The organism is Geodermatophilus sp. SYSU D00758 (assembly GCF_054049955.1).
The window spans coordinates 22,996-45,045 of the sequence record NZ_JBJGYK010000031.1; the positions used below are offsets into that span (position 1 = coordinate 22,996).

The window sequence follows — 22,050 nt, forward strand, 5'->3', positions numbered from 1 at the left end:
GCGGCTCCGTATTCTCGGGACCCGTGACGCGGACGGTGCGGGACCTGCTCGCCGAGGGCCGGCCCACGTGGTCGTTCGAGTTCTTCCCGCCGAAGACGCCCGAGGGCGCCGAGCAGCTGTGGACCGCGCTGCGGCAGCTCGAGCGGCTGCAGCCGTCGTTCGTGTCGGTCACCTACGGCGCCGGCGGCTCGACCCGGGAGGGCACCGTCTCGGTGACCGAGCGGATCGCCACCGAGACGACGATGACCCCGCTGGCGCACCTCACGGCGGTCGACCACAGCGTCGCCGAGCTGCGGCACGTGGTCAGCCGGCTGGCCGCGGCAGGGGTCCGCAACCTGCTCGCGCTGCGCGGCGACCCGCCGGGCGCCGACCCGCAGGCCGAGTGGGTGCCGCACCCGCAGGGGCTGCGGTACGCCGCCGAGCTGGTCGAGCTGATCCGCGCCATGGGCGACTTCTCCGTCGGGGTGGCGGCCTTCCCCGAGCGCCACCCGCGCTCGCCCGACTTCGAGACCGACGTCGAGATGTTCGTGCGCAAGTGCCGGGCCGGGGCCGACTTCGCGATCACGCAGATGTTCTTCCGGGCCGAGGACTACCTGCGGCTGCGCGACCGGGTCACCGGGCGCGGCTGCGACGTCCCGGTGATCGCCGGGGTCATGCCGGTCACCAACGCGCGGCAGATCGCCCGCATCGTGCAGCTGTCCGGCCAGGCCTTCCCGGAGCCCCTGGCGGCCCGGTTCGCCGAGCTCGACGGCGACCGCCCCGAGGACAAGGCCGCGGTGCGCGCCTACGGCGTGGAGGTGGCCACCGAGCTGTGCCGGACGCTGCTGGCCGAGGGGGTGCCCGGCATCCACTTCATCACCATGAACCGGTCGACGGCGACGCGCGAGGTCCACGCCAACCTCACGGCCGGCCCGGCGGCCCGGGGTGCCGACCTCGCCGCCGTCCCCGTCACCTCCTGAGCTGCACCGCGGGGCTGCCCGGCGCCCGCGGGTCCTCCAGCGCCGCCGCGGCCGCCGCGGCGGCCCGGACCAGCGCCTGCCGCTCCGCGGCGTACCCGCCCAGGACGCCGACGACCGGCAGGTTGGACAGCGCCCGGTGCCGCAGCTTCCCCTTGGGGCGGGCGTCGAGCGCGTCGTCGATGCGGGCGAGCAGGCGGGCCACCCGCCAGAGGGTGCGCAGGTTGCCCCGCACCCCGGCGCGCCGGTCCCGCGGGCCCAGCGCCTCCTCGGCGTAGACCCCCTTCTCGCGGGCGAGCAGCGGGCGGACCCGGTCGGCCGGGAGGTCGCGGGCCAGCAGCACGCGGGCGAGCAGGGCGACCCGCTCGGCGGGGTCCTCCACGGCGTGCTCGCCGGCCACCCCGCCGACGACCAGCGACTGCGCCGCGGCGCCGAAGGCGTTCTGCAACGGCAGCAGGTCGGCGAGCTTGCCGATCAGTCGCGGGGCGGCGCCGGTCACGGCGAGGACCCGGGGGACGCGGTGGCCCCACCACCGGTCGCGCTCGGCCCGGGGCAGCGCCGGGGGCCGGCCGAGCCGGCGCACGAGAGGGGTGGTCAGCCGGTCGACGCGGCGGAGGACGTCGACGACGACCGCGTCGCTGATCGGGGGCGCCATGGCCCGGGGCTACCCGCGGCCGCCGGTGCGCCATGCACCGGCCCGGGCGCGGGCCCGCTGGTACGGCCTCGGCGCGCGGGTGCGTGACCCCCGACCGCGGCGCGGGGCCGGCCACCCCCTCCCGCCGACGCGGCGCCCGGGCGGCGGCACCGGCGCCGGTCGGGTAGACCTCCGGCATGCAGCTCGAGGTGCTCACCACGTCCGGGGTCGTCCGCGGCGCCCCCAGCGGTCCCGTCGTCGCCTTCAAGGGCATCCCCTACGCCGCGTCGCCGTTCGGCGACCTGCGCTTCGCCGCGCCCGCCCCGGCGCCCCGCTGGGAGGGGGTCCGGGACTGCACGCGGTACGGCCCCACCGTGCCGAAGCCCCCGTACCCGGTGCCCGTGGACGCGCTGCTGCCCGAGCCGGTGATCCCGGGCGAGGACGTGCTCAACCTCAACGTCTGGACCCCGGACCCGTCGGCCGGCGGCCTGCCGGTCATGGTCTGGATCCACGGCGGGGCGTTCGTCAACGGCTCGGGTGCGGTGCCGGTGTACGACGGGACGGCGTTCGCGCGCGACGGCGTCGTGCTCGTGACCGTGAACTACCGGCTGGGCGTCGACGGTTTCCTGCACTTCGACGACGACGGGCCGGCCAACCGCGGGCTGCTGGACCAGGTCGCCGCGCTGGAGTGGGTCCGGGACAACATCGCGGCCTTCGGCGGGGACCCGGACCGGGTCACGATCGCCGGCGAGTCCGCGGGCGCGATGAGCGTGACGTCGCTGCTGTCGATGCCGCGGGCGGCCGGGCTCTTCCGCCGGGCGGTGGCCCAGAGCGGCGCCGGGCACCACGCGCTGTCCCCGGCCACCGCCCGCCGGGTGGCCGGGTACCTCGCCGAGCGGCTGGGCGTGCCGCCGACCCGGGAGGCGCTGGCCGGGGTGCCGGTGGACGAGCTGGTGGCCGCGCAGCGGGCGCTGTCCGTGGAGGCGGCCACCGTCCCGGACCCGGCGCGGTGGGGCGAGATCACCCTCAACGGGATGGTCTTCGAGCCGGTCGTCGACGGCGAGGTGCTCCCCGCCCTGCCGATCACCGCGGTCGCGGCCGGGGCCGGGGCGGACGTCGACGTGCTGGTGGGGAGCAACACCGACGAGCACACGCTCTTCCTCGTCCCCAACGGGGTGGCCGACCTGGTCACCGAGCAGGCGCTGCGGATGGCGCTCGCCGGCTACGGGGTGCCTGCCGAGGCCGCCCTCGCCGCCTACCGCGCCGACGCGCCCACGGCCTCGCCCGGCGACCTGCTGGTCCGGGTCGCCACGGACTGGTTCTTCCGGATCCCGGCGGTGCGGCTGGCCGAGGCGCGGGCGGAGGGCCGCGGGCGGACCTTCGTCTACGAGTTCGCCTGGCCGAGCCCGCAGCTCGGCGGCCGGCTCGGGGCCTGCCACGCGCTGGAGATCGCCTTCGCCTTCGACACCCTGGGCGCCGAGGGCGTCGAACCCATGGCGGGGCCCGCGGCGCCGCAGGACCTCGCCGACGCCATGCACGCCGCCTGGGTGGCGTTCGTGCGGGACGGCGACCCGGGCTGGCCGCCGTACGACACGGCCCAGCGGCCGGTGCAGGTGTTCGGCCTCCCCGGCGGGGTCGTCGCCGACCCGCGGCCGCAGCAGCGGGAGCTGTGGGAGGGCGTCCGGTAGGGGCGGTGCCCGGTCCCGCGCCGGTGCGGCCCGGCGGCGCGCGGTCGGGTCAGCCGGTCAGCCGGGCGCAGTCGTCCGGGCCGAGGGCGACGGGGTCCCCGGCGCCGAGCTGGGCGACGACCATGGCCTGCACCAGCCGGTCGCGGGGCAGGTCGGTGTGGCCCACGCGGGCGTCGCCGCACACCGACTGCACCGGCAGGTCCAGCGCGCCCTCGAGCCGGGCGGACTCCGGCGGGCTGACCGTCTCGTCACCGGTGGTCTAGATCGACACCCAGTCCGGGCCCGCGGGGGTCTCGTCGCCGGCGTTGAGCCCGGCCAGGACCGGGCTGGCGGTGCCCAGCTGCCGGCAGGCCTCCGGGCAGCGCTCCGGGGCCAGGGTGGCGGCCAGGTCGGCCAGCGTCGTCCCGTGGTGCGGCGAGCCGAGGGTGACCACCCGGCGGGCGACGTCCGCACCGCCGCCGGCGACCCACAGCCGGGCCACCACCCCGCCGGCCGAGTAGCCGACGACGTCGGCGGCCGCGGCCCCGGTGCGCTCCAGCGCCGCGTCGACGGCGGTGGCCAGCGCCGCGGCCGAGGCGGCCAGGTCGCCGGTGCCGTCCCCCGGCAGCGCCACCACGGTGGTGTCCCGGCCCTCGGCGCCCAGGCGGTCGGCCAGCGGCTTCAGCGCGGCGGTGGACCCCCCGTAGCCGGGGACGAGCAGCACCGGGCCGGGCTCGCGCACCGGGTCGGCCGCCGTCCCGCCGCCGGTGCCGGAGCAGCCGCCGGACACGAGGACGACGGAGGTGAGGAGGGCGGTGAGGAGGGCGGTGGTGCGGGCTCGGCGGGCGACGGGCACCGCCCCACTGTCCCCGACGCGGGCCGGCCTGGTGGACTGCCCGGCATGGGGACCCGCCGTGCTCAGCCGTGAGGAGTACCTCGCCGAGTGGTCGCGGTGGCACGGCGGGGCCGGCGCCGACGGCAGCCGGCTGGTGCGCGGCTGGCTGTCGATGTCCTACGCGCTGGCGCGGCCGGTCGCCGGGACGCCTCCGGTGGTCGCCACCGCGCTCGGGCTGGCGGTGGCCGTGGCCGCCGTCGTCCCCGCCGCCGCCGGGGGCTCGTGGCTGGTGCCGGCCGGTCTCCTCGTGGGGCTGTCGGCCGTGCTCGACTCGCTCGACGGCGTCCTCGCCATCGCCGGCGGCCGGGCGTCGCGGCGCGGCTACGTGCTCGACTCGACCGTCGACCGGGTCAGCGAGGCCGCCTTCGCCGCCGCCCTGTGGGCCGCCGGCGCGCCGGGCTGGCTGGCCGCCGCGTTCGGCGCGCTGTGCTGGCTGCCCGAGTACCTGCGGGCCCGCGCCGGGGCGGCGGGGGTGCGCGAGACCGGCGTGATCTCGGTCTGGGAGCGGCCGACCCGGGTGGCCATGGCCGGGTTCACCCTCGGCGGGGCCGGGGTGGTCGGCCTCGCGGACGCCGGCCTGGTCGCCCCCGTGGTGACCGCCGGCGCCGCGGTGGGGACGCTGCTGGGCGCGGTCGCGCTGGTCCAGCTGGGGTTCGCGCTGCGCCGGGCCCTCGGCGACTGACCCCGGGCCGGGCGGCGCGGCGGGCGCGCGGGCCCTACGCTTTGCCCGTCACCTCGCGTTCACCGGACCGACCCCGCAGGACGTGCCACCGACCGCCCACCCGAGGAGCGCCCCGTGCCCGTCGCCGTCACCGGTTCCATCGCGACCGACCACCTGATGACGTTCCCCGGCAAGTTCACCGAGCAGTTCGTCGAGGGCCAGCTGGAGAACGTGTCCCTGTCCTTCCTCGTCGACGACCTCGTGCAGCACCGGGGCGGCGCCGGCGCCAACATGGCCTACGGGCTCGGGCTGCTCGGCCTGCGGCCGGTGCTGGTGGGCGCCGTCGGCAGCGACTTCGCCGACTACGAGGCCTGGCTCAACCGGCACGGCGTCGACACCCGCAGCGTGCACTGGTCGGAGCTCAAGCACACGGCCCGGTTCGTCTGCACCACCGACGCGGTGAACAACCAGATCGCGTCGTTCTACTCGGGCGCGATGTCGGAGGCCTCCTCGATCGAGCTGGCGCCGGTGGTCCGGCGGGTGGGTGGGCTGGACCTGGTGGTCGTCGGACCCAACGACCCGGTCGCGATGGTCCGGCACACCGAGGAGTGCAGGGAGCGGGGCTACCCCTTCGCCGCGGACCCGAGCCAGCAGCTGGCCTGGGCCGACGGGGAGATGATCCGCTCGCTCGTGGACGGCGCGGACGTGCTGTTCACCAACGAGTACGAGGCGGCGCTGCTCCGGCAGAAGACCGGGTGGAGCGACGAGGAGGTGCTCGCCCGGGTGGGCACCTGGGTCACCACCCGCGCGGCCGAGGGGGCCCGGGTGCGCCAGGCCGGCGCCGAGGACATCCTGGTCAAGGCCGTGCCCGAGACCAAGCCGGTGGAGCCCACCGGGGGCGGGGACGCGCTGCGCGCCGGGTTCATCGCCGGGCGCACCTGGGGGCTCTCCCTGGAGCGGGCCACGCAGCTGGGCTCGGCGGTGGCCACCGAGGCCGTGGAGGTCGTCGGCACCCAGGAGTACAGCCTGCACCGGGAGCCGTTCCTCGCCCGCTTCGCCGACGCGTTCGGCACCGAGGCCGCCGACGAGGTCGCGCCCTTCCTCCCCGCTTGAGGGACGCGGGGTCAGCTCTCGCGCAGCCGTTCGCCGATCGAGGGGTCCTCGGCCCACCGGCGGTGCGGGATGCGGCGGATCTCCTTGACCTCGCCGATGGTGGACCACTCGTTGCCGCCGAGCCGGGCCAGCGGGCGCAGCCGGTCGATCCGCGGCCGGCCGTCGTGCACGGCCTCCTCCCACACGCTGACCAGCTCCACCCGGCCGAAGACGACCGTGCTGTCCCCGAGCCGCAGCGTCGAGTGCAGGCGGCACTCCAGCGTCACCGGCGAGCCGGCCACCCGGGGCACGCCCACGCGCTCGGACGGCTCCAGCGCGACGCCGCACTCCTCGGCCTCGCTGACCCCGTGCGGGAAGTCGGTGGCGGTGGCGTTGACCTGCTCGAACAGCGGCTCGGGGGTCAGGCTGACGGTGAACTCGCCGGTCTGCTCCACGTTGGTCAGGGTGTCCTTGCGGCCGACCGAGGTGAACTGCACGACCGGCGGCGACACGCAGGCCACCGTGTAGAAGGAGTGCGGGGCCAGGTTCACCCGGCCCTCGGCCGACCGGCTGCACACCCAGGCGATGGGTCGGGGGACGACGACGGAGTTGAGCACCCGGTAGAAGGCGCCGCTGTCCATCTCCGCCGGGTCGAACTGCACTCGGGTGGTTCCGCTGGTCACCGGGTCATCGTCTCCCGCGCCGGGATCGGCGTGCCCACCGGGCGGCCGCGCCAGCTCAGCGTGCCGCGCCGGCGGCCCCGCACCGACGCGGCGACGAGCACGTCGAAGGCCAGCAGCGAGACCGGGTGGGCCAGGACGTCCGGCCACACCCGGCTCCCGGTCGCGGCCGCCGACACCGCCCGCCCGGCCACCCCGGCCGCGTAGCCCACCAGGCCGGCCCGCGAGCCACGCAGCGCCGCCAGCGGGGGCAGCACCCAGACCGCCGTCAGCGCCGCCGCGGTCGCCGCGCTGGCCACCGGCGAACCGCCCACCGACGCCCAGAGCGACTTCGCGTAGCCGGCGCGCAGCGCCGGCCAGCCGTCGTACATCCGGCAGGAGGCCAACCGGGACCCGTCGACCGGCACCGCGCGGCCGCCGGCGCGCTTGACGGCGCGGGCGAGGGCGACGTCCTCGATCACCTCGCCCCGGACGGCGGCGTGCCCACCGGCCCGCTCGTAGGCCGCCCGCGAGAGCACGAGGAACTGCCCGTTGGCCGCGGTCAGCGAGGGCCGGGGCGACCGCTCGGCCAGCCGCACCGGCAGCGTCGTCACCCACAGCCAGGGGCCCAGCGGCTGCACGAGCCGCTCCGCGGTGCCACCGGTCACCGGCCGGGGCCAGGGCGAGACGAGGTCCAGCCCGTGCGCCTCCAGGACGGCGACGGCGCCGGCCACCGCGTCGGGCTCCAGGCGGACGTCGGCGTCGACGAAGACCAGGACCCCGCCGTCGGGCGCGGCCCCGTCGCCCCTGCCGGCCTGCGCGGCACCGACCGCGCAGGCGTGCGGCTTGCCCAGCCAGCCGGCCGGCAGCGGGCCGGCGCGCACCAGGCGGACCCGGTCGTCGCCCACCGACCGCACCACGTCGGCGGTGCGGTCGGTGGAGCCGTCGTCGACGACCACCACGCGCAGGTCCGGCACGCCGCACTGGGCGAGCACCGCGGCCAGGCAGCCGCCGACCTGGGCCTCCTCGTCCCGGACCGGGAGCACGACCGTCACCGGACGGCGGACCGGCGGGGGCTGGGCCGGCGGCCGGCGGACGAGGGCGGCGTTGACCGCCGCGTGCACGGCCCCGGCCACCGCCAGGCCGGCCAGCACGCGGACCGGCCGCCCGCTCACCGCCGCCCGGCCCGGCGCTGCTGGACGGCCAGCGCGACGAGCACCGGGACGGCGAGGACCACCCCCCACGCCGCCGAGCCGGGGAGGTCCAGCCAGCCGGCGTGCGCCAGCGCCCCGCCGAGGGTCATCCAGGCCAGCACGAGCAGCGGCGGGCCGTCGCCGGCGCGGACCGGGCGGCCGGCGACCAGGAGGTCGAGCAGGGACATGAGCACCGCGCCCGCCAGCAGCCAGCCGCCCAGGTTGGTCAGCGGCACGGTGTCGATGCCGGGCAGCCCGGGCTCGGGGTGGGCCCAGGTCCAGAAGCCGGCCTGGACCAGCTGCGGGTCGAGCACGACGTCCCAGCCGGCGAAAACCGCGGCCGCCACGGCGACCCGGGCCGCGCGCCGCCGCCCCGGGCGGGCGTCGCGGGTGAGCCGGGCGGCCAGCAGCCAGCTCGGCCAGGCCATCATGAGCCAGGCCAGCGGCACCAGGAACGGGACGCCGAGCAGCGTGGGGCCGAGGTCGCCGCTGTAGGAGTACTCGCCGTAGGGGAACCCGGTGGCCAGCCCGACCGACTCGAACACGACCGCGGTCGCGGCCACCAGGCCGAGGACGACCGCGCCGGTGCGGGCGTCCCGGCTGACCGTCGCGTGGGCCACCGACAGCGCCGCGCCGAGCAGCACGATGACCCAGCTGATCGCCGTCCGGGTGCCGCCGTCCGCCAGGGGGTAGGCGATGGCGGTCAGCACCACCAGCGCGGCCAGGGCCCACGGCAGCGCGAGCGCCCGCCGGGCGGGGGGTGCCTGGAGGTCGGTCACCGCCGGCCCCGGACGCGGCCGACCGCCGCCGACACGAGGGCACGGCCGCGGGCCAGCCGACCGCGGTCGGCGAGCACCAGGCCGGCCGCCGTCCGCCCCGAGTTGCCCGACACCCCGCCGCCGGGGTGCGTCGAGGCGCCGGCGAGGTAGAGCCCGCCGAGGCCCGGCACCCGGTAACCGGCGAGGGCCGGGGTCGGCCGCAGGCTGAACATGCTGGCCAGCCCCATCTCCACGTGCATCACGTTGCCCCGCAGCAGGGACAGCTCGCGTTCGAGCAGCAGCGGGGTCTGCACGTAGCGCTGCCGGACCGAGGCGGAGAAGCCGGGGGCGTACCGGTCGACGGCCTCGAGGAGCCGCTGCGCCTCGGTCTCGGCGAGGGCGTCCCAGTCGCCGCCGCCGGCGAGGGCGTACGGGTACCACTGCCCCCACACGGTGACCACGTGCTGTCCTCCGGGCGCGAGGGTGCCGTCGGTCGCGGAGAAGCACATCGCGAGCGCGACCGGCTCGCGCGGCAGCCGGCCGGCCAGCCAGTCGCCGTGGGCCGCGGCCAGCTGCGCCCGGTCGGTGCACAGCAGCTGCAGCCCGCCCTGCGCCAGCGCCGGGTCGACCCCGGGGTAGGCCGGCGGTGCGTCGGTCAGCGCCCGCACCACCAGGCCGAACCCGTTGCCCAGCGGCGGCGCGGCACCGGCCAGCGCCGGGGGCGCGTGCTCGCCGGCCAGGTCGCGGGTGGCCAGCACGTGGCAGGCGGCGACCACCACCGGGGCCGCGACCCGGCGTCCCGACACCGTCTCGACGCCGGTCACCCGGCCGTCCTGGACCAGCAGCCGGGCCGCGCCGTCCCCCAGGACGACGCGGCCGCCGTCGGACTCCAGGCGCCGGCGCAGCGCGGCGGTCAGCCCGCCGGAGCCGCCGACCGGGTGGCCGGGCGGGACGTCGTGCAGCAGCGCCACCCAGCCGACCATCGCCGCGGTGCCCGGTTCGGACATCGGGGGGCCGGACTGCGCGCCGAACCAGGACAGGGCCGCCTTGAGCCGCTCGCTGGTGAACCAGCGGTCCAGGAGGGCGTCCCCGGAGCCGAGGAAGTCCGCGGCGAGGTCGCCGCCGGCGGTGCGCGGCCGGCCGTCCGCCGGCGCGCCCAGCGGCCAGAAGGCGCGGGCCAGGCCGCCGGCGGTGGGTCGGTTGCGGAAGGAGGTGACGACGGCACGGGCGCGCGGGCCCCACACCGCGACGAACTCCCGGTAGGCGGCCGCGTCGGCGGGCCCGCACGCGGTCGCGATGGAGGCGCAGGTGGCGTCCAGGTCGACCGAGAGGACCAGCGGGCGGCCGTCGGGCCCGGGGTCTCCCGGGGAGGGGGCGGGGGCGAACCCCCACGGGTCGCAGTCGACGTAGCGGAGCCCGTGCGCGGCGAGGTCGAGCTCCTCGACGATCCCGCTCTGCCGGATGACGACGTGCGCGCTCGACCCGCGGTCGACCCGCACACCGGGCCAGCGCTCGACGGTGGAGACCGCCCCGCCGAGCACCTCGTCGCGCTCGAGCACCTCCACCCGGAGGCCGGCGCGGGCCAGGTAGCAGGCGGCGACCAGCCCGTTGTGCCCGGAGCCGACGACGACGGCGTCGACGGTGGCGTCGACGGTGGCGTCGACAGCGGCGGGGGAGGGTGGCCTCACCGGGGGTCGGGCCGCGGCGACGGGGCAGGCAGCGGGAGGCGGGCGCCGAGGATGGCGAAGGGGCGGACGTCGCCGGGGAAGTGGTGGTTGCGGGCCAGGTCGACGAAGCCGTCGGCGTGGTACAGCCGGAAGGCCTTGGTGTCGTTGTCCGGGGTGGAGAGCAGGGCCGCCGGGTAGGGCAGGTCGGCCAGCAGCGCGTGCAGCAGCCGGCGGCCCAGGCCGCGGCTCTGGTGGTCGGGGTGCACGTGCAGCTCGCAGACCTCGAAGGCGCCGGGCAGCCAGCGCTTCGCCGTCCGCCGGTCGAGGGCCGCCCGCACCTGGTCGTGCCACCACTGGCCGGGCGCCACCAGGTAGCCGTAGCCGAAGCCGACCAGCCGGTCGCCGTCCGGGGTGGGGACGAAGGCACCCACGGCCCGGAACCCCGGCCGCTCGGTGTGCTGGACGGCGTACCCGTACCGGCCCGCGACCACCGACGGCGTGTAGCCCATGGCCTCGCCGTAGATGGCCAGGGCCTCGTGCATGTGCTCGCGCAGCCAGCGGGCGGGCAGCTCGGTGATCCGCGCTGCGGGCGTCGTACCGGTCACCGGGCCACCGCGTCCGGTGCCGGGTCGACCGCTGCGGGGCGGACCGCTGCGGGGTCGACGGGGCCGGGACCGACCTCGGCGGCCGTGCCGCCGGTGAGCCGGAGCAGCTCGTCGTAGGTGGTGGGGAAGACCGCGCGCGGGTGCCCGGCCGCGGCCCAGACCCGCTCGTGGCGGGCCAGCTCGACGTCGACGAGCGTGCCGATCGGCTCCGGGTGGCCGACGGGCGCGACCCCGCCGATCGGCTGGCCGGTGTGCTGCCGGACGAACTCCGGGGTGCCCGGCGCCAGGCCCGGGACACCGAGCAGCGCGGCGACGGTGCCGACGTCGACCCGGTGCGCGCCGCTGGTCAGGACGAGCAGGGGGGCGCCGGCCACGTCGAAGACCAGGCTGTTGGCGATGGCCCCGACCGGCACGCCGAGCTGTTCGGCGGCGGCGGCCGCGGTGCGGGCGCTGCCGGGGAGTTCCACCACCTCGCCGGTCGCACCGGCCTCGGCGAGGAGTCGGGCGATCGCTGCCACCCGGGGGTGGTCGGGCCGGCTCATGGGCTGATCCTCCCATCGGGGCCGGAGCGGCGCCGCGTCCCGGGGCGCGACCCCGTCCACCGCCGGTGTGCTGCCGGTGGGTCGGAGGCCTGGCGGTGCCGGCCGTGGCCGCGCACCCACGACCTCGTGGACCCGAGGCCGTCACGTTCGGGGGCCTGCCGGTTCTCCGCGGCCCGCACGAGCCGAGCCGAGCCGGCCGGGCGTCGATCGGCGCCGTGGGTGCCGTGCCGGTGCGTCCCGCTGGACGGGGCGTCGCGGCTCCGGTCGAGATGTCGGACCCCGGCCGTACCGTCCGCCGCAGACGGGGAGATCCCGCGCAGGCGCGTCCGGCTTGACGCCGTCGGCGGGGTCGGGTGTACTCGACTCGTTCGAACACCTGTTCGAGCAGTGGCCAGCCCCCCGCCGTACCCGGATCTTCCCCACCGGGTGCGGCGGGTCGGGGTCGGCCGGGTGGTCGCGAGCGGTGGGGAGTCTGTCATGAGCCGGGTGCTGGGCGGGGTCGGCGGTCGGGTCGGCGAGGAGGTGCAGGTCGAGCGCGGGCCGCTCGGGCCGGTGCAGTTCTGGCGCGGGCAGTCGCGCTACGAGGTCGGCGAGCTGCTCGACTCGTGGGTGGAGACCGCGCCGTGGTGGCGGCAGGGGGAGGCGGGCGGCGCCTCCGCGGAGCTGGTGGCCACCCGGGAGGTCTGGCGGGTGGAGGCGGTCCGGGCCGGGCGTTCGCGGATGAGCTTCGCCGGGGTCTACGACCTGAGCTGGGACTCGTGGGGCAACCGGTGGTCGCTCGTGCGGGTGCACGACTGATGGGGGCGGTCCGCGTCATGGCCGATCAGCTGCCCCTGCCCCCGCCGCTGCCCGCGGCGGCCGCGCAGTTGCTCGACCAGGCCACCCGGGCGCTGGCCGAGGCAGCGGCGAGCACCGACGCGCGCGAGCGGTACGCCACCGCGCACCTGGGGGCGCTGCGCGCGGCCGCCGCGGTGCTGGCGGCCCGCACCCGACCGGAGTCGGGGCGGCGCCGTCCGCGCAGCGCCTGGGTCCTGCTGGGCCAGGTCGCGCCCGAGCTGGGGGAGTGGGCCACCTTCTTCGCCGCCGGGGCGGCCAAGCGGGCCGCGGCCGAGGCCGGTCTCTCCCGTGCGGTGACCGAGCGGGAGGCCGACGACCTGGTCCGCGACGTGCGCGCCTTCCTCGCCGTGGTCGAGGAGCACCTGGGGCGCACGCCCCTGCCCGAGTCCCCCCGGCTCGCCCGCCCGCGGGTGGTCGGTGGCACCGAGCACCGGAAGCAGAGGTGAGCGGCGACCCCTTCGTCCACCTCCACGTCGCCTCGGGCTACTCCATGCAGTACGGGGCGAACCACCCGGCCGACCTGGTCGCCCGGGCGGCCGAGCACGGCATGCGGGCGCTGGCGCTCACCGACCGCGACGGGCTCTACGGCGCGGTGAAGTTCGCCCTGGCCTGCCGGGCGGCCGACGTCCGGCCGCTGTTCGGGGTGGACCTCGCCGTGCTCCCGGGGGTGGACGGCACGGTGCCGCCGGCCCTGGCCCCGCTGCTGGGGGAGGAGCACGCCCCCGGGCTGGCCCGCTCCCGCCGGCCGGGCGCACCCGCCGGCACGCCCGGCCGCCGGCGGGTGCCGGTGCGCGGTGGCAGCAGCGTCGACCCGCGCCTGCCCCGGGTCACCTTCCTGGCCCGTGACGGCGCGGGCTGGCGCTCGCTGTGCCGCCTCACCAGCGCGACGCACCTGCGTGGCACGCGGGGGGAGCCGGTCAGCTCGCTGGCCCTGGCCGCCGAGCACGCCCCTGGGCTGGTCGCCCTGCTCGGCCCGGGGTCCCCGGTCGGCCGGGCGCTGGCCGCCGGCCGGGCCGACGTGGCCGCCGAGCGGCTGGCCGCCTGGCGGGCGGCCTTCGGGCCGGGGTCCCTGGTGCTCGAGCTGGTGCACCACCGGGGCCGGGGCGACCGGGCCCGGGCGCAGGCCGTGCTGCGCTTCGCGTCCGAGCAGGGCGTGCCCGCGGTGCTCACCAACGCCGTCCGGTACGTCGACGCCCTCGACGCCCCCACCGCCGACGTCCTGGACGCCGCCCGCCGGCTCGTCCCGCTCGACCTGCGGCACGTCGACCGGCGCACCGCCGAGGGTTACCTGAAGTCGGGCAAGGAGATGGCCGAGGTCGCCGAGGACGTCGTCGGCCCCGACCGGGACGCCGTCCTGCGGCTGCTGGAGCGCACCGCCCGGCTGGCCGAGCAGTGCGCCGTCGACGTGCGGGCCGACCTCGGCATCGGCACCGTGCGCTACCCCGAGCTCGACGTGGTCACCGGCCCCGCCGAGCGGGGGATGGACCCGTCGCAGGTCCTGCGGGCCCGCTGCGAGGCCGGTCTCGGCCGGCGCGGGATGGTGCCGACCGAACGGGTGCGGGTGCGGCTGGAGGAGGAGCTCTCGGTCATCGAGGCCCTCGGGTACCCGTCCTACTTCCTCACCGTCGCCGACGTGGTGGACCTGATCAAGGGCCTGCGGGTCCGCGCCGCGGCCCGGGGGTCCGGTGCCGGCAGCCTGGTCACCTACCTGCTGGGCATCTCCGACGTCGACCCCATCCGGTACGGGCTGCTGATGGAGCGCTTCCTCTCCCCGCTGCGCCACCAGCTGCCCGACGTCGACATCGACGTGGAGTCCGCCCGCCGGATGGAGGTCTACGACGCGGTCATCGAGCGCTTCGGTGCCCACCGGGTCAGCTGCATCTCGATGATGGACACCTACCGGGTGCGGCACGCCATCCGCGACGTCGGAGCCGCGCTCGGGCTGCCGCCGGCCGAGATCGACGCGGTCGCCAAGGCCTTCCCGCACATCCGGGCCGGCCAGGTGCACGCCGCGCTCAAGGACCTCCCGGAGCTGCGGGCCAGCCGGCTCGGGTCGCGCCGCGGCGGCGGCACCGGCGACCTCGACCTGCTGTTCGACCTGGTGGCCCGGCTCGACGGGCTGCCCCGGCACATCGCCCTGCACCCGTGCGGCGTGCTGCTCTCCGACGCCACGCTGCTCGACCGCACCCCGGTGGAGAACAGCTTCCTCGGCTACCCGATGAGCCAGTTCGACAAGGACGACGTCGAGGAGCTCGGGCTGCTCAAGCTCGACCTGCTCGGCATCCGGATGCAGTCGGCGATCGCGCACGCGCTCGACGAGGTGGCCCGGGTCGACGGGCAGATCGTGGACATCGACGCGGTGCCGCGCGACGACCCGACGACGTTCGAGCTCATCCGGAGCACCCGCACGCTGGGCATGTTCCAGATCGAGTCCCCAGGGCAGCGGGAGCTGGTCGGCAAGTTCGGGCCGGAGTCGTTCGAGGACATCGTCATCGACATCTCGCTGTTCCGGCCCGGGCCGGTGAAGAGCGACATGGTCACCCCGTTCCTCATGGCCCGGAACGGCTGGCGGGAGCCGGTCTACCCGCACCCCGACCTCGCGTTCTGCCTCGAGCAGACCGCCGGGGTGGTGGTCTTCCACGAGCAGGTGCTGCAGATCGTCGCGCGGATGACCGGCTGCAGCCTGGCCGAGGCCGACGAGGTGCGCCGGGCGCTGGGGGAGAAGGACGCCCACCCCGAGGTACGCGCCTGGTTCATGCCCCGGGTGCTGGCCGAGGGCTACCCGCCGGAGGTGGCCGAGCAGGTCTGGGAGGTGCTGGTCGCCTTCGGGTCCTTCGGCTTCTGCAAGGCGCACGCCGCGGCGTTCGCCCTGCCCACCTACCAGTCGGCCTGGCTCAAGGCCCACCACACCGCGGCCTTCCTCGCCGGGGTGCTGACCCACGACCCCGGCATGTACCCCAAGCGGCTGATCCTCGACGACGCACGCAACTTCGGCGTGCGGGTGCTGGGCCTGGACGTCAACGCCTCCACCGGCGCCTACCGGGTGGAGCGGCTGGCGGACGCCGACGACCCCGGGGACACCCACGACCCCGAGGGTGTCCCCGGCCGGGCGCGGCCGTCCTGGATGCCGGCGTCGATGCCCGACCCCTCGCGGTACGGCATCCGGCTGTCGCTGGCCGACGTGAAGGGCATCTCCGAGGAGGAGGTGGCCCGGATCGTGGCCGGCCGGCCCTACCGGTCGCTCACCGACTTCTGGCACCGGGCGTCGGTGTCCCGGCCGGTGGTCGAGCGGCTGGTGCTGGCCGGCGGCTTCGACTCCCTCTACGGCTTCGGCGTGCGCGACCGCGAGACCGGGCGGCCCACCCGCTCCCGCCGCGAGGTCACCCGCCGCGACCTCCTGCTGCAGATCGGCGAGCTCGACCGGTGGAGCCGCAGCGGCGCGCGGGCGAGCTCGCACGGGCAGCTCAGCCTCGACCTCATGGGCCTCGATGCGGGTGCGGACGCGCCCGAGGAGGCGGGAGCGGCCGGGGAGCCCGGCCTGGAGTGGGCCGAGGGGAGCGGGTTGCCCGAGTTCACCGACGCCGAGCTGGTGCGCGCCGAGCTGGAGGTGCTCGGCCTGGACGCCAGCCGGCACGTCGTGGACTTCTACCGGCCGTTCCTCGCCGCGGTGGGCGCGGTGCCGGCGGGGGAGCTGCTCGGCTGCCGCAGCGGGGCGGAGGTGCTGGTGGCCGGGGTCAAGGTGGCCACGCAGACCCCGCCGATCCGGTCCGGGCGTCGGGTGGTCTTCGTGACCCTGGACGACGGCACCGGCTGCGCCGACGCGACGTTCTTCGAGGACGCGCAGGGGCCCTACGCCGCGACGGTGTTCCACGGGTGGCTGCTGGTCATCCGGGGGGTGCTGCGCCGGACGGGTCCGCGCGGGGTGTCGTTGCGGGCCACGGGCGCCTGGGAGCTGCCGGCGCTGCACGAGGCGTGGGAGACCGGCGGGACGGAGGCGGTCGCCGAGCACATGGCCGCGCCCGGCGGGTACACCGAGGAGGCGATCAGCGGGGCCGCGGCCTCGCGCGGGTCCCGGCCGGTGGTGGTCAAACCGGTGCTCGTGCACCCGACCGGGTTCCGGATGTCGCCCTACGCCGACATCCGGCCGGCCGGGGACGACGCCGCCACGGCCGCCCGGCGCGCCGCCACCGCACCGCGCAAGCTTTGGCACTCCAGCCCGGGCAGCTCCGGCCACTGAACCCGCCCGGGGCGCCGGTCGTGCACGGGTCACCGGCCCCACCCGGGTCGCCGGTCCCGGCCGACCCGTGCCGGGCGGGGGCGGCGGTAGCGTCCACCCGCATGACCACGGTGGACGAGCAGGGGCGGCCCGAGCCGCCGCTGACCGGGGACGAGGCCCAGACCCTGCTGGGCTTCCTCGACCACCAGCGCGCCACCCTGGCGTGGAAGTGCAGCGGGGTCGATGCGGCCGGTATGCGGGTGACCGTCGGGGTCTCGCCGCTCACCCTCGGCAGCCTCCTCAAGCACCTCGCGGTCACCGAGGACGGCTGGTTCTCCTGCTGGCTGCACGGCCGGCCCCGCCACGCCCCGTGGGACGCCGTCGACTGGGACGCCGACCCCGACTGGGACTTCCGGCTGACCGCGGACGACACCCCGGAGCAGCTGCTGGCGACCTGGCGGGGGACCGTCGAGCGGTCCCGCGCGCTCGTCGGCCAGGCCCTGGCCGACGGGGGCCTCGACCGCCTCGCCCGGCGCACGTGGCCCGACGGCAGCGCACCCGGCCTGCGCTGGATCCTCTGCCACATGATCGAGGAGTACGCGCGGCACAACGGCCACGCCGACCTGCTCCGCGAGGCGGTGGACGGCCTCACCGGCGAGTGAGCCCGGGGCCGGGCCCGCCGCACGCAGCAGGTGAGCGGACCGCCGCCTCCCCCGGCCGACCGCGACCGGACCCCACCGGCGCCGATGAGTCCTGCGGCTCCCCGCGGTCCACACCGGGAACGCACCCGCACACCCAGGGAGGAGCACCCACCATGCCGAAGCAGATCCCGTGCCTGTGGTTCGACGGCCAGGCCGAGCAGGCCGCCCGGCACTACACCTCGATCTTCCCCAACTCGAGCATCGGCGAGGTCACGCGCTACGGACCCGACATGCCACCGCCGATGAAGGAGGGCGACGTCCTGACGGTCTCCTTCACCCTCGACGGCCAGGAGTACACCGCCCTCAACGGTGGTCCGCAGTTCTCCTTCACCGAGGCGGTCTCCTTCCAGATCATGTGCGACGACCAGGAGGAGGCCGACCACTACTGGACCCGGCTCACCGAGGGCGGCGAGGAGAGCCAGTGCGGCTGGCTCAAGGACAGGTTCGGCGTCTCCTGGCAGGTCGTCCCCCGCGAGATGATGGCCCTGCTCAACGACCCCGACCCCGGCCGCGCCCAGCGGGCCACGCAGGCGATGCTGCAGATGCGCCGGATCGACGTCGCCGCCATCCGCCGCGCCGCCGACTCCGTCCCCGTCTGACCCGCACGACACCCCACGGACGGCGGTGCCCGCTGGCCGGCGGTGCCCCGTGGCCGGCGGTGCCCGGTGGCCGGCGGTGCCCGGTGGAGGCGGTGCCCGGTGCACGGCGGTGCCCGGTGCACGGCGGCGTCCGGTGCACGGCGGCGTCCGCCACTAGGCTCGACGGGTGCCGCCGTCCGCCCCCGCCTCCGAGCAGCTGCCCACCCGCGCCGCCGCCGTCTGGGCCGCCCTCGACCCCCTCGTCGGCACGGGCGGCGCCCTGCGGGTGCTCGACGTCGGTGGCGGCAGCGGGGTCTTCGCCGTCCCGCTGGCCCGCCTGGGGCACGACGTCACCGTCGTCGACCCCAGCGCCGACGCGCTCGCCACCCTCGCCCGGCGCGCCGGCACCGCCGGCGTCGGGGAACGGGTGCACGGCGTCCAGGGGGACGGCGACCTGCTGCACGAGGTGGTCCCGGACGCCGGCGGCTTCGACCTGGCGCTGTGCCACTCCGTCCTCGAGGTGGTCGACGACCCCGCGACCACCCTTGGCGAGATCGCCCGCAGCCTGACGGCAGGCGGCACCGCCAGCGTCGCGGTCGCCAACCGGGCCGGGGCGGTGCTGGCCCGCGCCGTGGGCGGCCACCCGACCGACGCCCTGGCCCTGTTCGAGGGCCCGGGCCCCGGCGGCACCCGGTCGCGCCGCCGATTCACCCCCGCGGACCTGCTGGACCTGGTCAGCGGCGCCGGGCTGACCCCCGGCTCCTGGCGCGGGGTCTCCGTCGTCGCCGACCTGCTCGACATCGTCGGCGCCGACGCGGCCGCCGACGCCGACCCAGCCGCGGTCCGGCGGCTCGAGCTCACCCTCGCCGGCAGCTCGCCCTACCGGGACGTCGCCGGCGGGCTGCACGTCCTCGCCACCCGCCCGTGACCCTCCCGGCCGACCTGGCCGTCCCCGCCTACGGCGCCGGGACGCTGGCCGACGTCCTGCCCTCGGCGGCCGCCACCCTCGGCGTGCCGGTCGAGCGCGACGGCCTGCCCGCCGACCCGCTCGGGCTGGCCGCCGTGCTGGCCGGCGCCCGCAGGGTCGCCGTTCTGCTCGTCGACGGCCTCGGCGCCGACCTCGTGCGCGCGCACCCCGACCTCGCCCCGACGCTGGCCGCGCTGGCCACCCCCGCCGGTGACCTCGCCGCCCCCTGCCCGAGCACCACCCCGGTCAGCCTCACCACCCTCGGCACCGGCCTGCCGCCCGGCAGCCACGGGGTGCTGGGCTTCGTCACGGCCGTGCCGGGGGAGGAGCGCACCCTCAACCACATCCAGTGGGCCGACGACCCCGACCCGCGCACCTGGCAGCCCCGGCGCAGCGTGTTCGAGCAGGTCGCCGCCGCCGGCGTGGAGGTCACCGCGGTCGCGCCCTACGCCTTCGCCGGCTCCGGTCTCACCGCCGCCGCCTACCGGGGGGCGCGCTACGCCGGCACGGTCGGCGCGGGGGACCTCGGCGCGCTGGTGCTCCAGGCCCTCGCCGCCGCCCCGCGCACCCTCGTCTACGGCTACACCGCCGAGCTCGACCTCACCGGCCACGTCCGCGGCGTCGACTCGCCGAGCTGGCGGGCCCAGCTCGCCCTCGTCGACCGGCTCGTGCAGCAGGTGGTCGACGGCCTGCCCGCCGACGCCGCCCTCCTGGTCACCGCCGACCACGGCATGCTCGACATCCCGGCCACGACCCGCCTCGACCTGGACGCCACCCCGGAGCTGACCGAGGGCGTGCGGCTGCTCGCGGGGGAGCCGCGGGCGCGCTACGTGCACGCCGTCCCGGGCGCCGCCGGGGAGCTGCTGGCCCGCTGGCGGCAGGTGCTGGGCGACCGGGCGTGGGTCGTGGGCCGGGAGGAGGCCGTCGCCAGCGGCGTCTTCGGCCGGGTGGACGACGCGCTGGCCGACCGGATCGGCGACGTCGTCGCCCTCGCCCGCGGGACCTGGGCCCTCACCGCCACCGAGCGCGAGCCCGGCCCCAGCCGGCTGGTCGCCTACCACGGCTCCCTCACGGCGACCGAGCTGGCGATCCCGCTGCTCACCGCCCGCGGCCGCGCCCTGGGCTGAGCCTCAGCGGACCGGGCGCCTCAGCCGACCGGGCGCCTCAGCCGACCGGGCGGCCGGCGGTGAGCCGGGCCGACCACAGGCGGGGGTGCGCGTCGTGCGTGGCCCGGCAGGTCAGCCGGGCCGCCTCGGGCCCGGGCCGGCTCGCCACCTCGACCACCACGTCGCCGTGCGGGCCGGCGAGCGTGACCACCCAGCGCTCCTCCTCGGCCCCGGCCGGGGTCAGCCGGCGCACCTCGCGCGCCGGCAGGTCGTCGACGCCGAGCAGGCCGAGCTCCGCGCGCGCCGCCTGCTGGGCGGCCTGCACCGGCGGGGCGGTACCCGACCGGCCGCGCAACCAGGACGGCGCGACCTCGCCGGCGGCGTGCGCGGCCACCAGCGGGGCACCGTCCCCGGGCACCTGGCCGTAGTAGAAGCCGTGCGGCAGCACGAGCACGTTGGCCGCGAAGCGGCACCCGCCGAGGTGGCTGCACTCCCAGACGTCGTCGGCGGGCATCGCCTGCGCCAGCGGCCTGCCCCGCACCGCGCAGCAGGCGTCGTGCCCGCCGTGCGCGCACACCAGGTAGGTCGGACCCCCGGCCGGCCGGCCGGCCGACCCGTCCCACGGCGCGTCGACGATCTCGGCGTCGTCCTCGCGCACCGACCACCACAGACCCTCGCGCCCGGGCCGGCCGTCGGCGTAGGCCCACCGCCGGCCGGTGTCGGCCAGCCGGTCGCCGGGCCGGCGCACCAGCAGCACGCGGACGCCCTCCTCGCGCGCCCGGTGGGCCAGCCGGGGGGCCACCGACGGGTCGAACCGGGACTGCGCGAGCGCGTCGACCCCCCACGGGCCCGGCTGCTCGATCAGGAGCCAGCGCTGGGCGGGGGAGGCCGTGCCCACCCCGGAGTCCCCGCGGGCGAGGGCGCGCACCGAGCACCGGTCGGCGTCCAGGCGGCCGGCCGGCCGGCCCGGGACCCGGGCCGGCCGGCAGAAGTCCGGGTCGGTCACGCGGTGGCGTCCGGCACGGTCACGACCGACTCGGTCACCAGCCGCCGGGCGAGGGTCAGCTGGTCCTCGGCGTCCAGGCCCGGCAGGTCGCCGACCTTGAGCTCGCCGGCGGCCAGCAGCTCGGCCAGCGCCGGGCGGGTGCCGGCCGGCAGCTCCAGCGACCGGCGCCCGAACAGCAGCGTCACCCGGTCCCCGGCGGCCTCCCGCAGCGCCGTCCGCAGCCGCCGCCGCACCCGCAGCACCGTTCCCGGGCCGAGGGCCGCCGCGGCCGTCGCCTGCGCCAGCGGGGCGACCGGCTCCGGGCGCACCTGGGCCCAGGTGCGGGCCCGCAGCCGGTCGGCGACCTCGTCGGGGTCCACCCGCGCCAGCCGGTCGCGCAGCCCGGTGAGGACGGCGCCGAGCTCCTCGCGCACCCCGGCCGGGTCCGACAGGTCCACGCCCAGGGGCAGGGACCGGCGCAGCTCGGGGTCGTCGGCGGCCAGCGCGCGCACGAGGTCCAGGGCCGACTCGGCGGCCGCGAACCGGGTCACCGCGTGCACCCCGACGGTGAGGTGGGCGCTGATCCGCCCGAGCGCCTCGGCCGAGTGCAGGTAGCCGCGGGGCAGGTAGAGGGCGTCACCCGGCCGCAGCACCGCGTCGATCACCGGCGCCCGCTCCGCCGCGGCGGCCACGTCGGCCGCCCGCTCGTTCCACGGCTGGGTGCGCAGCGGGTCGGCGAGCACCGGCTCGTGGATCCGCCAGTGCTTCTCGCCGGCGACCTGCAGGACGAAGACGTCGTGGACGTCGTAGTGCGGGGAGAAGCCTCGCGAGGACGGCGGCGTGACGTAGGCGTTGACCTGCGTCGGGTGCCCGAGGTCGGCGGCCAGCTGGTCGGCGAACTCGATCAGCGGCGGCCAGAGGCGGTGCAGCCCCTGCAGGACGACGGTGCTGCCCTCGGCGAACAGGCGCAGCACCGCGTCGGAGGACACCTGGTCGGCGACCTCGGCGCCCGCACCGCCGGAGGTGGTGAAGCGCTTGGTGTCGACCACCGCGCCGTCCTTCGCGATGCGCAGGAACGGCGTGCGCAGGCCGCGGCGGGACAGCAGCTCGTCGACGGCGGCCAGGTCGAGCAGGTCGGCGAAGGACCCGCCGGTCTCCTCGGCGCGGACCAGCAGGGGACGGCGACCCCAGTACTGCGCGGCGAAGACCTCCGGGTCCAGGGCGGTGCACCGACGCAGGGGCGGGGGGGGGGGGGGGCGCGGCCCCCCCCGGGGGGGGGGGGGGGCGGGGCGCTGGCACCGACCGCCGCCGCGGCGGCCCCCCCCGCGCCG

General features: G+C 77.7%; 22 protein-coding genes. 11 read left to right on the forward strand and 11 right to left on the reverse strand.

The window, feature by feature from the left end:
* Positions 1-23: 23 nt before the first annotated feature.
* Complete coding sequence (gene metF / locus ACI8AC_RS19070) at positions 24-959, forward strand: methylenetetrahydrofolate reductase [NAD(P)H] (RefSeq protein ID WP_456899410.1); 936 nt, start codon at positions 24-26, stop codon at positions 957-959.
* Here metF and ACI8AC_RS19075 read toward each other — a convergent pair.
* Entirely contained in the window at positions 949-1,611 is a 663-nt protein-coding gene (locus tag ACI8AC_RS19075) for a hypothetical protein (RefSeq protein WP_456899411.1), read from the reverse strand. The two genes, metF and ACI8AC_RS19075, sit on opposite strands and share 11 nt — an antisense overlap.
* Positions 1,612-1,787: 176 nt before the next feature.
* Here ACI8AC_RS19075 and ACI8AC_RS19080 point away from each other — a divergent pair, with 176 nt between their 5' ends.
* The gene (locus ACI8AC_RS19080; protein WP_456899412.1) at positions 1,788-3,278 is read left to right on the forward strand and encodes a carboxylesterase/lipase family protein; all 1,491 of its coding nucleotides are present in this window, start codon (positions 1,788-1,790) and stop codon (positions 3,276-3,278) included.
* Positions 3,279-3,327: 49 nt separating this feature from the next.
* Here ACI8AC_RS19080 and ACI8AC_RS19085 read toward each other — a convergent pair whose 3' ends face one another.
* Both ACI8AC_RS19085 and ACI8AC_RS19090 read right to left on the reverse strand, forming a co-directional pair.
* Positions 3,328-3,471, reverse strand: a complete 144-nt coding sequence (locus tag ACI8AC_RS19085) for a hypothetical protein (protein WP_456899413.1) — start codon at positions 3,469-3,471, stop codon at positions 3,328-3,330.
* Between the two features lie 66 nt (positions 3,472-3,537).
* Complete coding sequence (locus ACI8AC_RS19090; RefSeq protein WP_456899414.1) at positions 3,538-4,113, reverse strand: lipase family alpha/beta hydrolase; 576 nt, start codon at positions 4,111-4,113, stop codon at positions 3,538-3,540.
* A 58-nt stretch (positions 4,114-4,171) separates the two neighbouring features.
* On the opposite strand from ACI8AC_RS19090, the gene ACI8AC_RS19095 reads away from it, so the two are divergent.
* Positions 4,172-4,834, forward strand: coding sequence for a CDP-alcohol phosphatidyltransferase family protein (locus tag ACI8AC_RS19095; protein WP_456899415.1), 663 nt, complete (start codon positions 4,172-4,174; stop codon positions 4,832-4,834).
* A gap of 114 nt (positions 4,835-4,948) precedes the next feature.
* Positions 4,949-5,926, forward strand: coding sequence for a carbohydrate kinase family protein (locus ACI8AC_RS19100; RefSeq protein WP_456899416.1), 978 nt, complete (start codon positions 4,949-4,951; stop codon positions 5,924-5,926).
* Positions 5,927-5,937: 11 nt separating this feature from the next.
* On the opposite strand, the gene ACI8AC_RS19105 is transcribed toward ACI8AC_RS19100, so the two are convergent.
* The 6 genes from ACI8AC_RS19105 to ACI8AC_RS19130 are packed head-to-tail and all read right to left on the reverse strand — an operon-like array spanning position 5,938 to position 11,329.
* The gene (locus ACI8AC_RS19105; RefSeq protein ID WP_456899417.1) at positions 5,938-6,588 is read right to left on the reverse strand and encodes a flavin reductase family protein; all 651 of its coding nucleotides are present in this window, start codon (positions 6,586-6,588) and stop codon (positions 5,938-5,940) included.
* Positions 6,585-7,739, reverse strand: coding sequence for a glycosyltransferase (locus ACI8AC_RS19110; protein WP_456899418.1), 1,155 nt, complete (start codon positions 7,737-7,739; stop codon positions 6,585-6,587). Before ACI8AC_RS19110 ends, ACI8AC_RS19105 begins: the two co-directional genes overlap by 4 nt.
* A complete protein-coding gene (locus tag ACI8AC_RS19115) occupies positions 7,736-8,536 on the reverse strand; it encodes a carotenoid biosynthesis protein (protein ID WP_456899419.1) in 801 nt (266 codons plus the stop codon). Before ACI8AC_RS19115 ends, ACI8AC_RS19110 begins: the two co-directional genes overlap by 4 nt.
* A complete protein-coding gene (locus tag ACI8AC_RS19120) occupies positions 8,533-10,203 on the reverse strand; it encodes a phytoene desaturase family protein (RefSeq protein ID WP_456899420.1) in 1,671 nt (556 codons plus the stop codon). Before ACI8AC_RS19120 ends, ACI8AC_RS19115 begins: the two co-directional genes overlap by 4 nt.
* On the reverse strand, positions 10,200-10,787 hold the full coding sequence (locus ACI8AC_RS19125; RefSeq protein ID WP_456899421.1) for a GNAT family N-acetyltransferase: 588 nt from the start codon (positions 10,785-10,787) through the stop codon (positions 10,200-10,202). Before ACI8AC_RS19125 ends, ACI8AC_RS19120 begins: the two co-directional genes overlap by 4 nt.
* Positions 10,784-11,329: a YbaK/EbsC family protein gene (locus tag ACI8AC_RS19130; RefSeq protein WP_456899422.1), complete on the reverse strand. Its 546-nt coding sequence runs from the start codon at positions 11,327-11,329 to the stop codon at positions 10,784-10,786. Before ACI8AC_RS19130 ends, ACI8AC_RS19125 begins: the two co-directional genes overlap by 4 nt.
* 477 nt (positions 11,330-11,806) lie before the next feature.
* Between ACI8AC_RS19130 and ACI8AC_RS19135 the strand changes: the two genes are divergently transcribed.
* From ACI8AC_RS19135 to ACI8AC_RS19165, 7 genes are all read left to right on the forward strand, one after another.
* Positions 11,807-12,127 (forward strand): DUF6504 family protein, encoded by a 321-nt coding sequence (locus ACI8AC_RS19135; RefSeq protein WP_117376245.1) that lies wholly within the window; start codon positions 11,807-11,809, stop codon positions 12,125-12,127.
* Positions 12,127-12,612, forward strand: coding sequence for an SAV_6107 family HEPN domain-containing protein (locus ACI8AC_RS19140; RefSeq protein WP_117376246.1), 486 nt, complete (start codon positions 12,127-12,129; stop codon positions 12,610-12,612). The genes ACI8AC_RS19135 and ACI8AC_RS19140 overlap by 1 nt, the downstream gene beginning before the upstream one ends.
* A complete protein-coding gene (locus ACI8AC_RS19145) occupies positions 12,609-16,403 on the forward strand; it encodes a DNA polymerase III subunit alpha (protein WP_456899423.1) in 3,795 nt (1,264 codons plus the stop codon). Before ACI8AC_RS19140 ends, ACI8AC_RS19145 begins: the two co-directional genes overlap by 4 nt.
* 101 nt (positions 16,404-16,504) lie before the next feature.
* Complete coding sequence (locus tag ACI8AC_RS19150) at positions 16,505-17,044, forward strand: DinB family protein (protein WP_456899424.1); 540 nt, start codon at positions 16,505-16,507, stop codon at positions 17,042-17,044.
* A gap of 152 nt (positions 17,045-17,196) precedes the next feature.
* Positions 17,197-17,682: a VOC family protein gene (locus ACI8AC_RS19155; protein WP_456899425.1), complete on the forward strand. Its 486-nt coding sequence runs from the start codon at positions 17,197-17,199 to the stop codon at positions 17,680-17,682.
* A 166-nt stretch (positions 17,683-17,848) separates the two neighbouring features.
* Complete coding sequence (locus ACI8AC_RS19160) at positions 17,849-18,589, forward strand: class I SAM-dependent methyltransferase (protein WP_456899426.1); 741 nt, start codon at positions 17,849-17,851, stop codon at positions 18,587-18,589.
* Positions 18,586-19,755, forward strand: a complete 1,170-nt coding sequence (locus ACI8AC_RS19165) for an alkaline phosphatase family protein (protein WP_456899427.1) — start codon at positions 18,586-18,588, stop codon at positions 19,753-19,755. Before ACI8AC_RS19160 ends, ACI8AC_RS19165 begins: the two co-directional genes overlap by 4 nt.
* Before the next feature lie 37 nt (positions 19,756-19,792).
* On the opposite strand, the gene ACI8AC_RS19170 is transcribed toward ACI8AC_RS19165, so the two are convergent.
* Together ACI8AC_RS19170 and ACI8AC_RS19175 are read right to left on the reverse strand one after the other, a co-directional pair.
* The gene (locus ACI8AC_RS19170) at positions 19,793-20,740 is read right to left on the reverse strand and encodes a sucrase ferredoxin (RefSeq protein WP_456899428.1); all 948 of its coding nucleotides are present in this window, start codon (positions 20,738-20,740) and stop codon (positions 19,793-19,795) included.
* A complete protein-coding gene (locus ACI8AC_RS19175) occupies positions 20,737-21,957 on the reverse strand; it encodes a cupin domain-containing protein (protein WP_456899429.1) in 1,221 nt (406 codons plus the stop codon). Before ACI8AC_RS19175 ends, ACI8AC_RS19170 begins: the two co-directional genes overlap by 4 nt.
* Positions 21,958-22,050 lie beyond the last annotated feature (93 nt).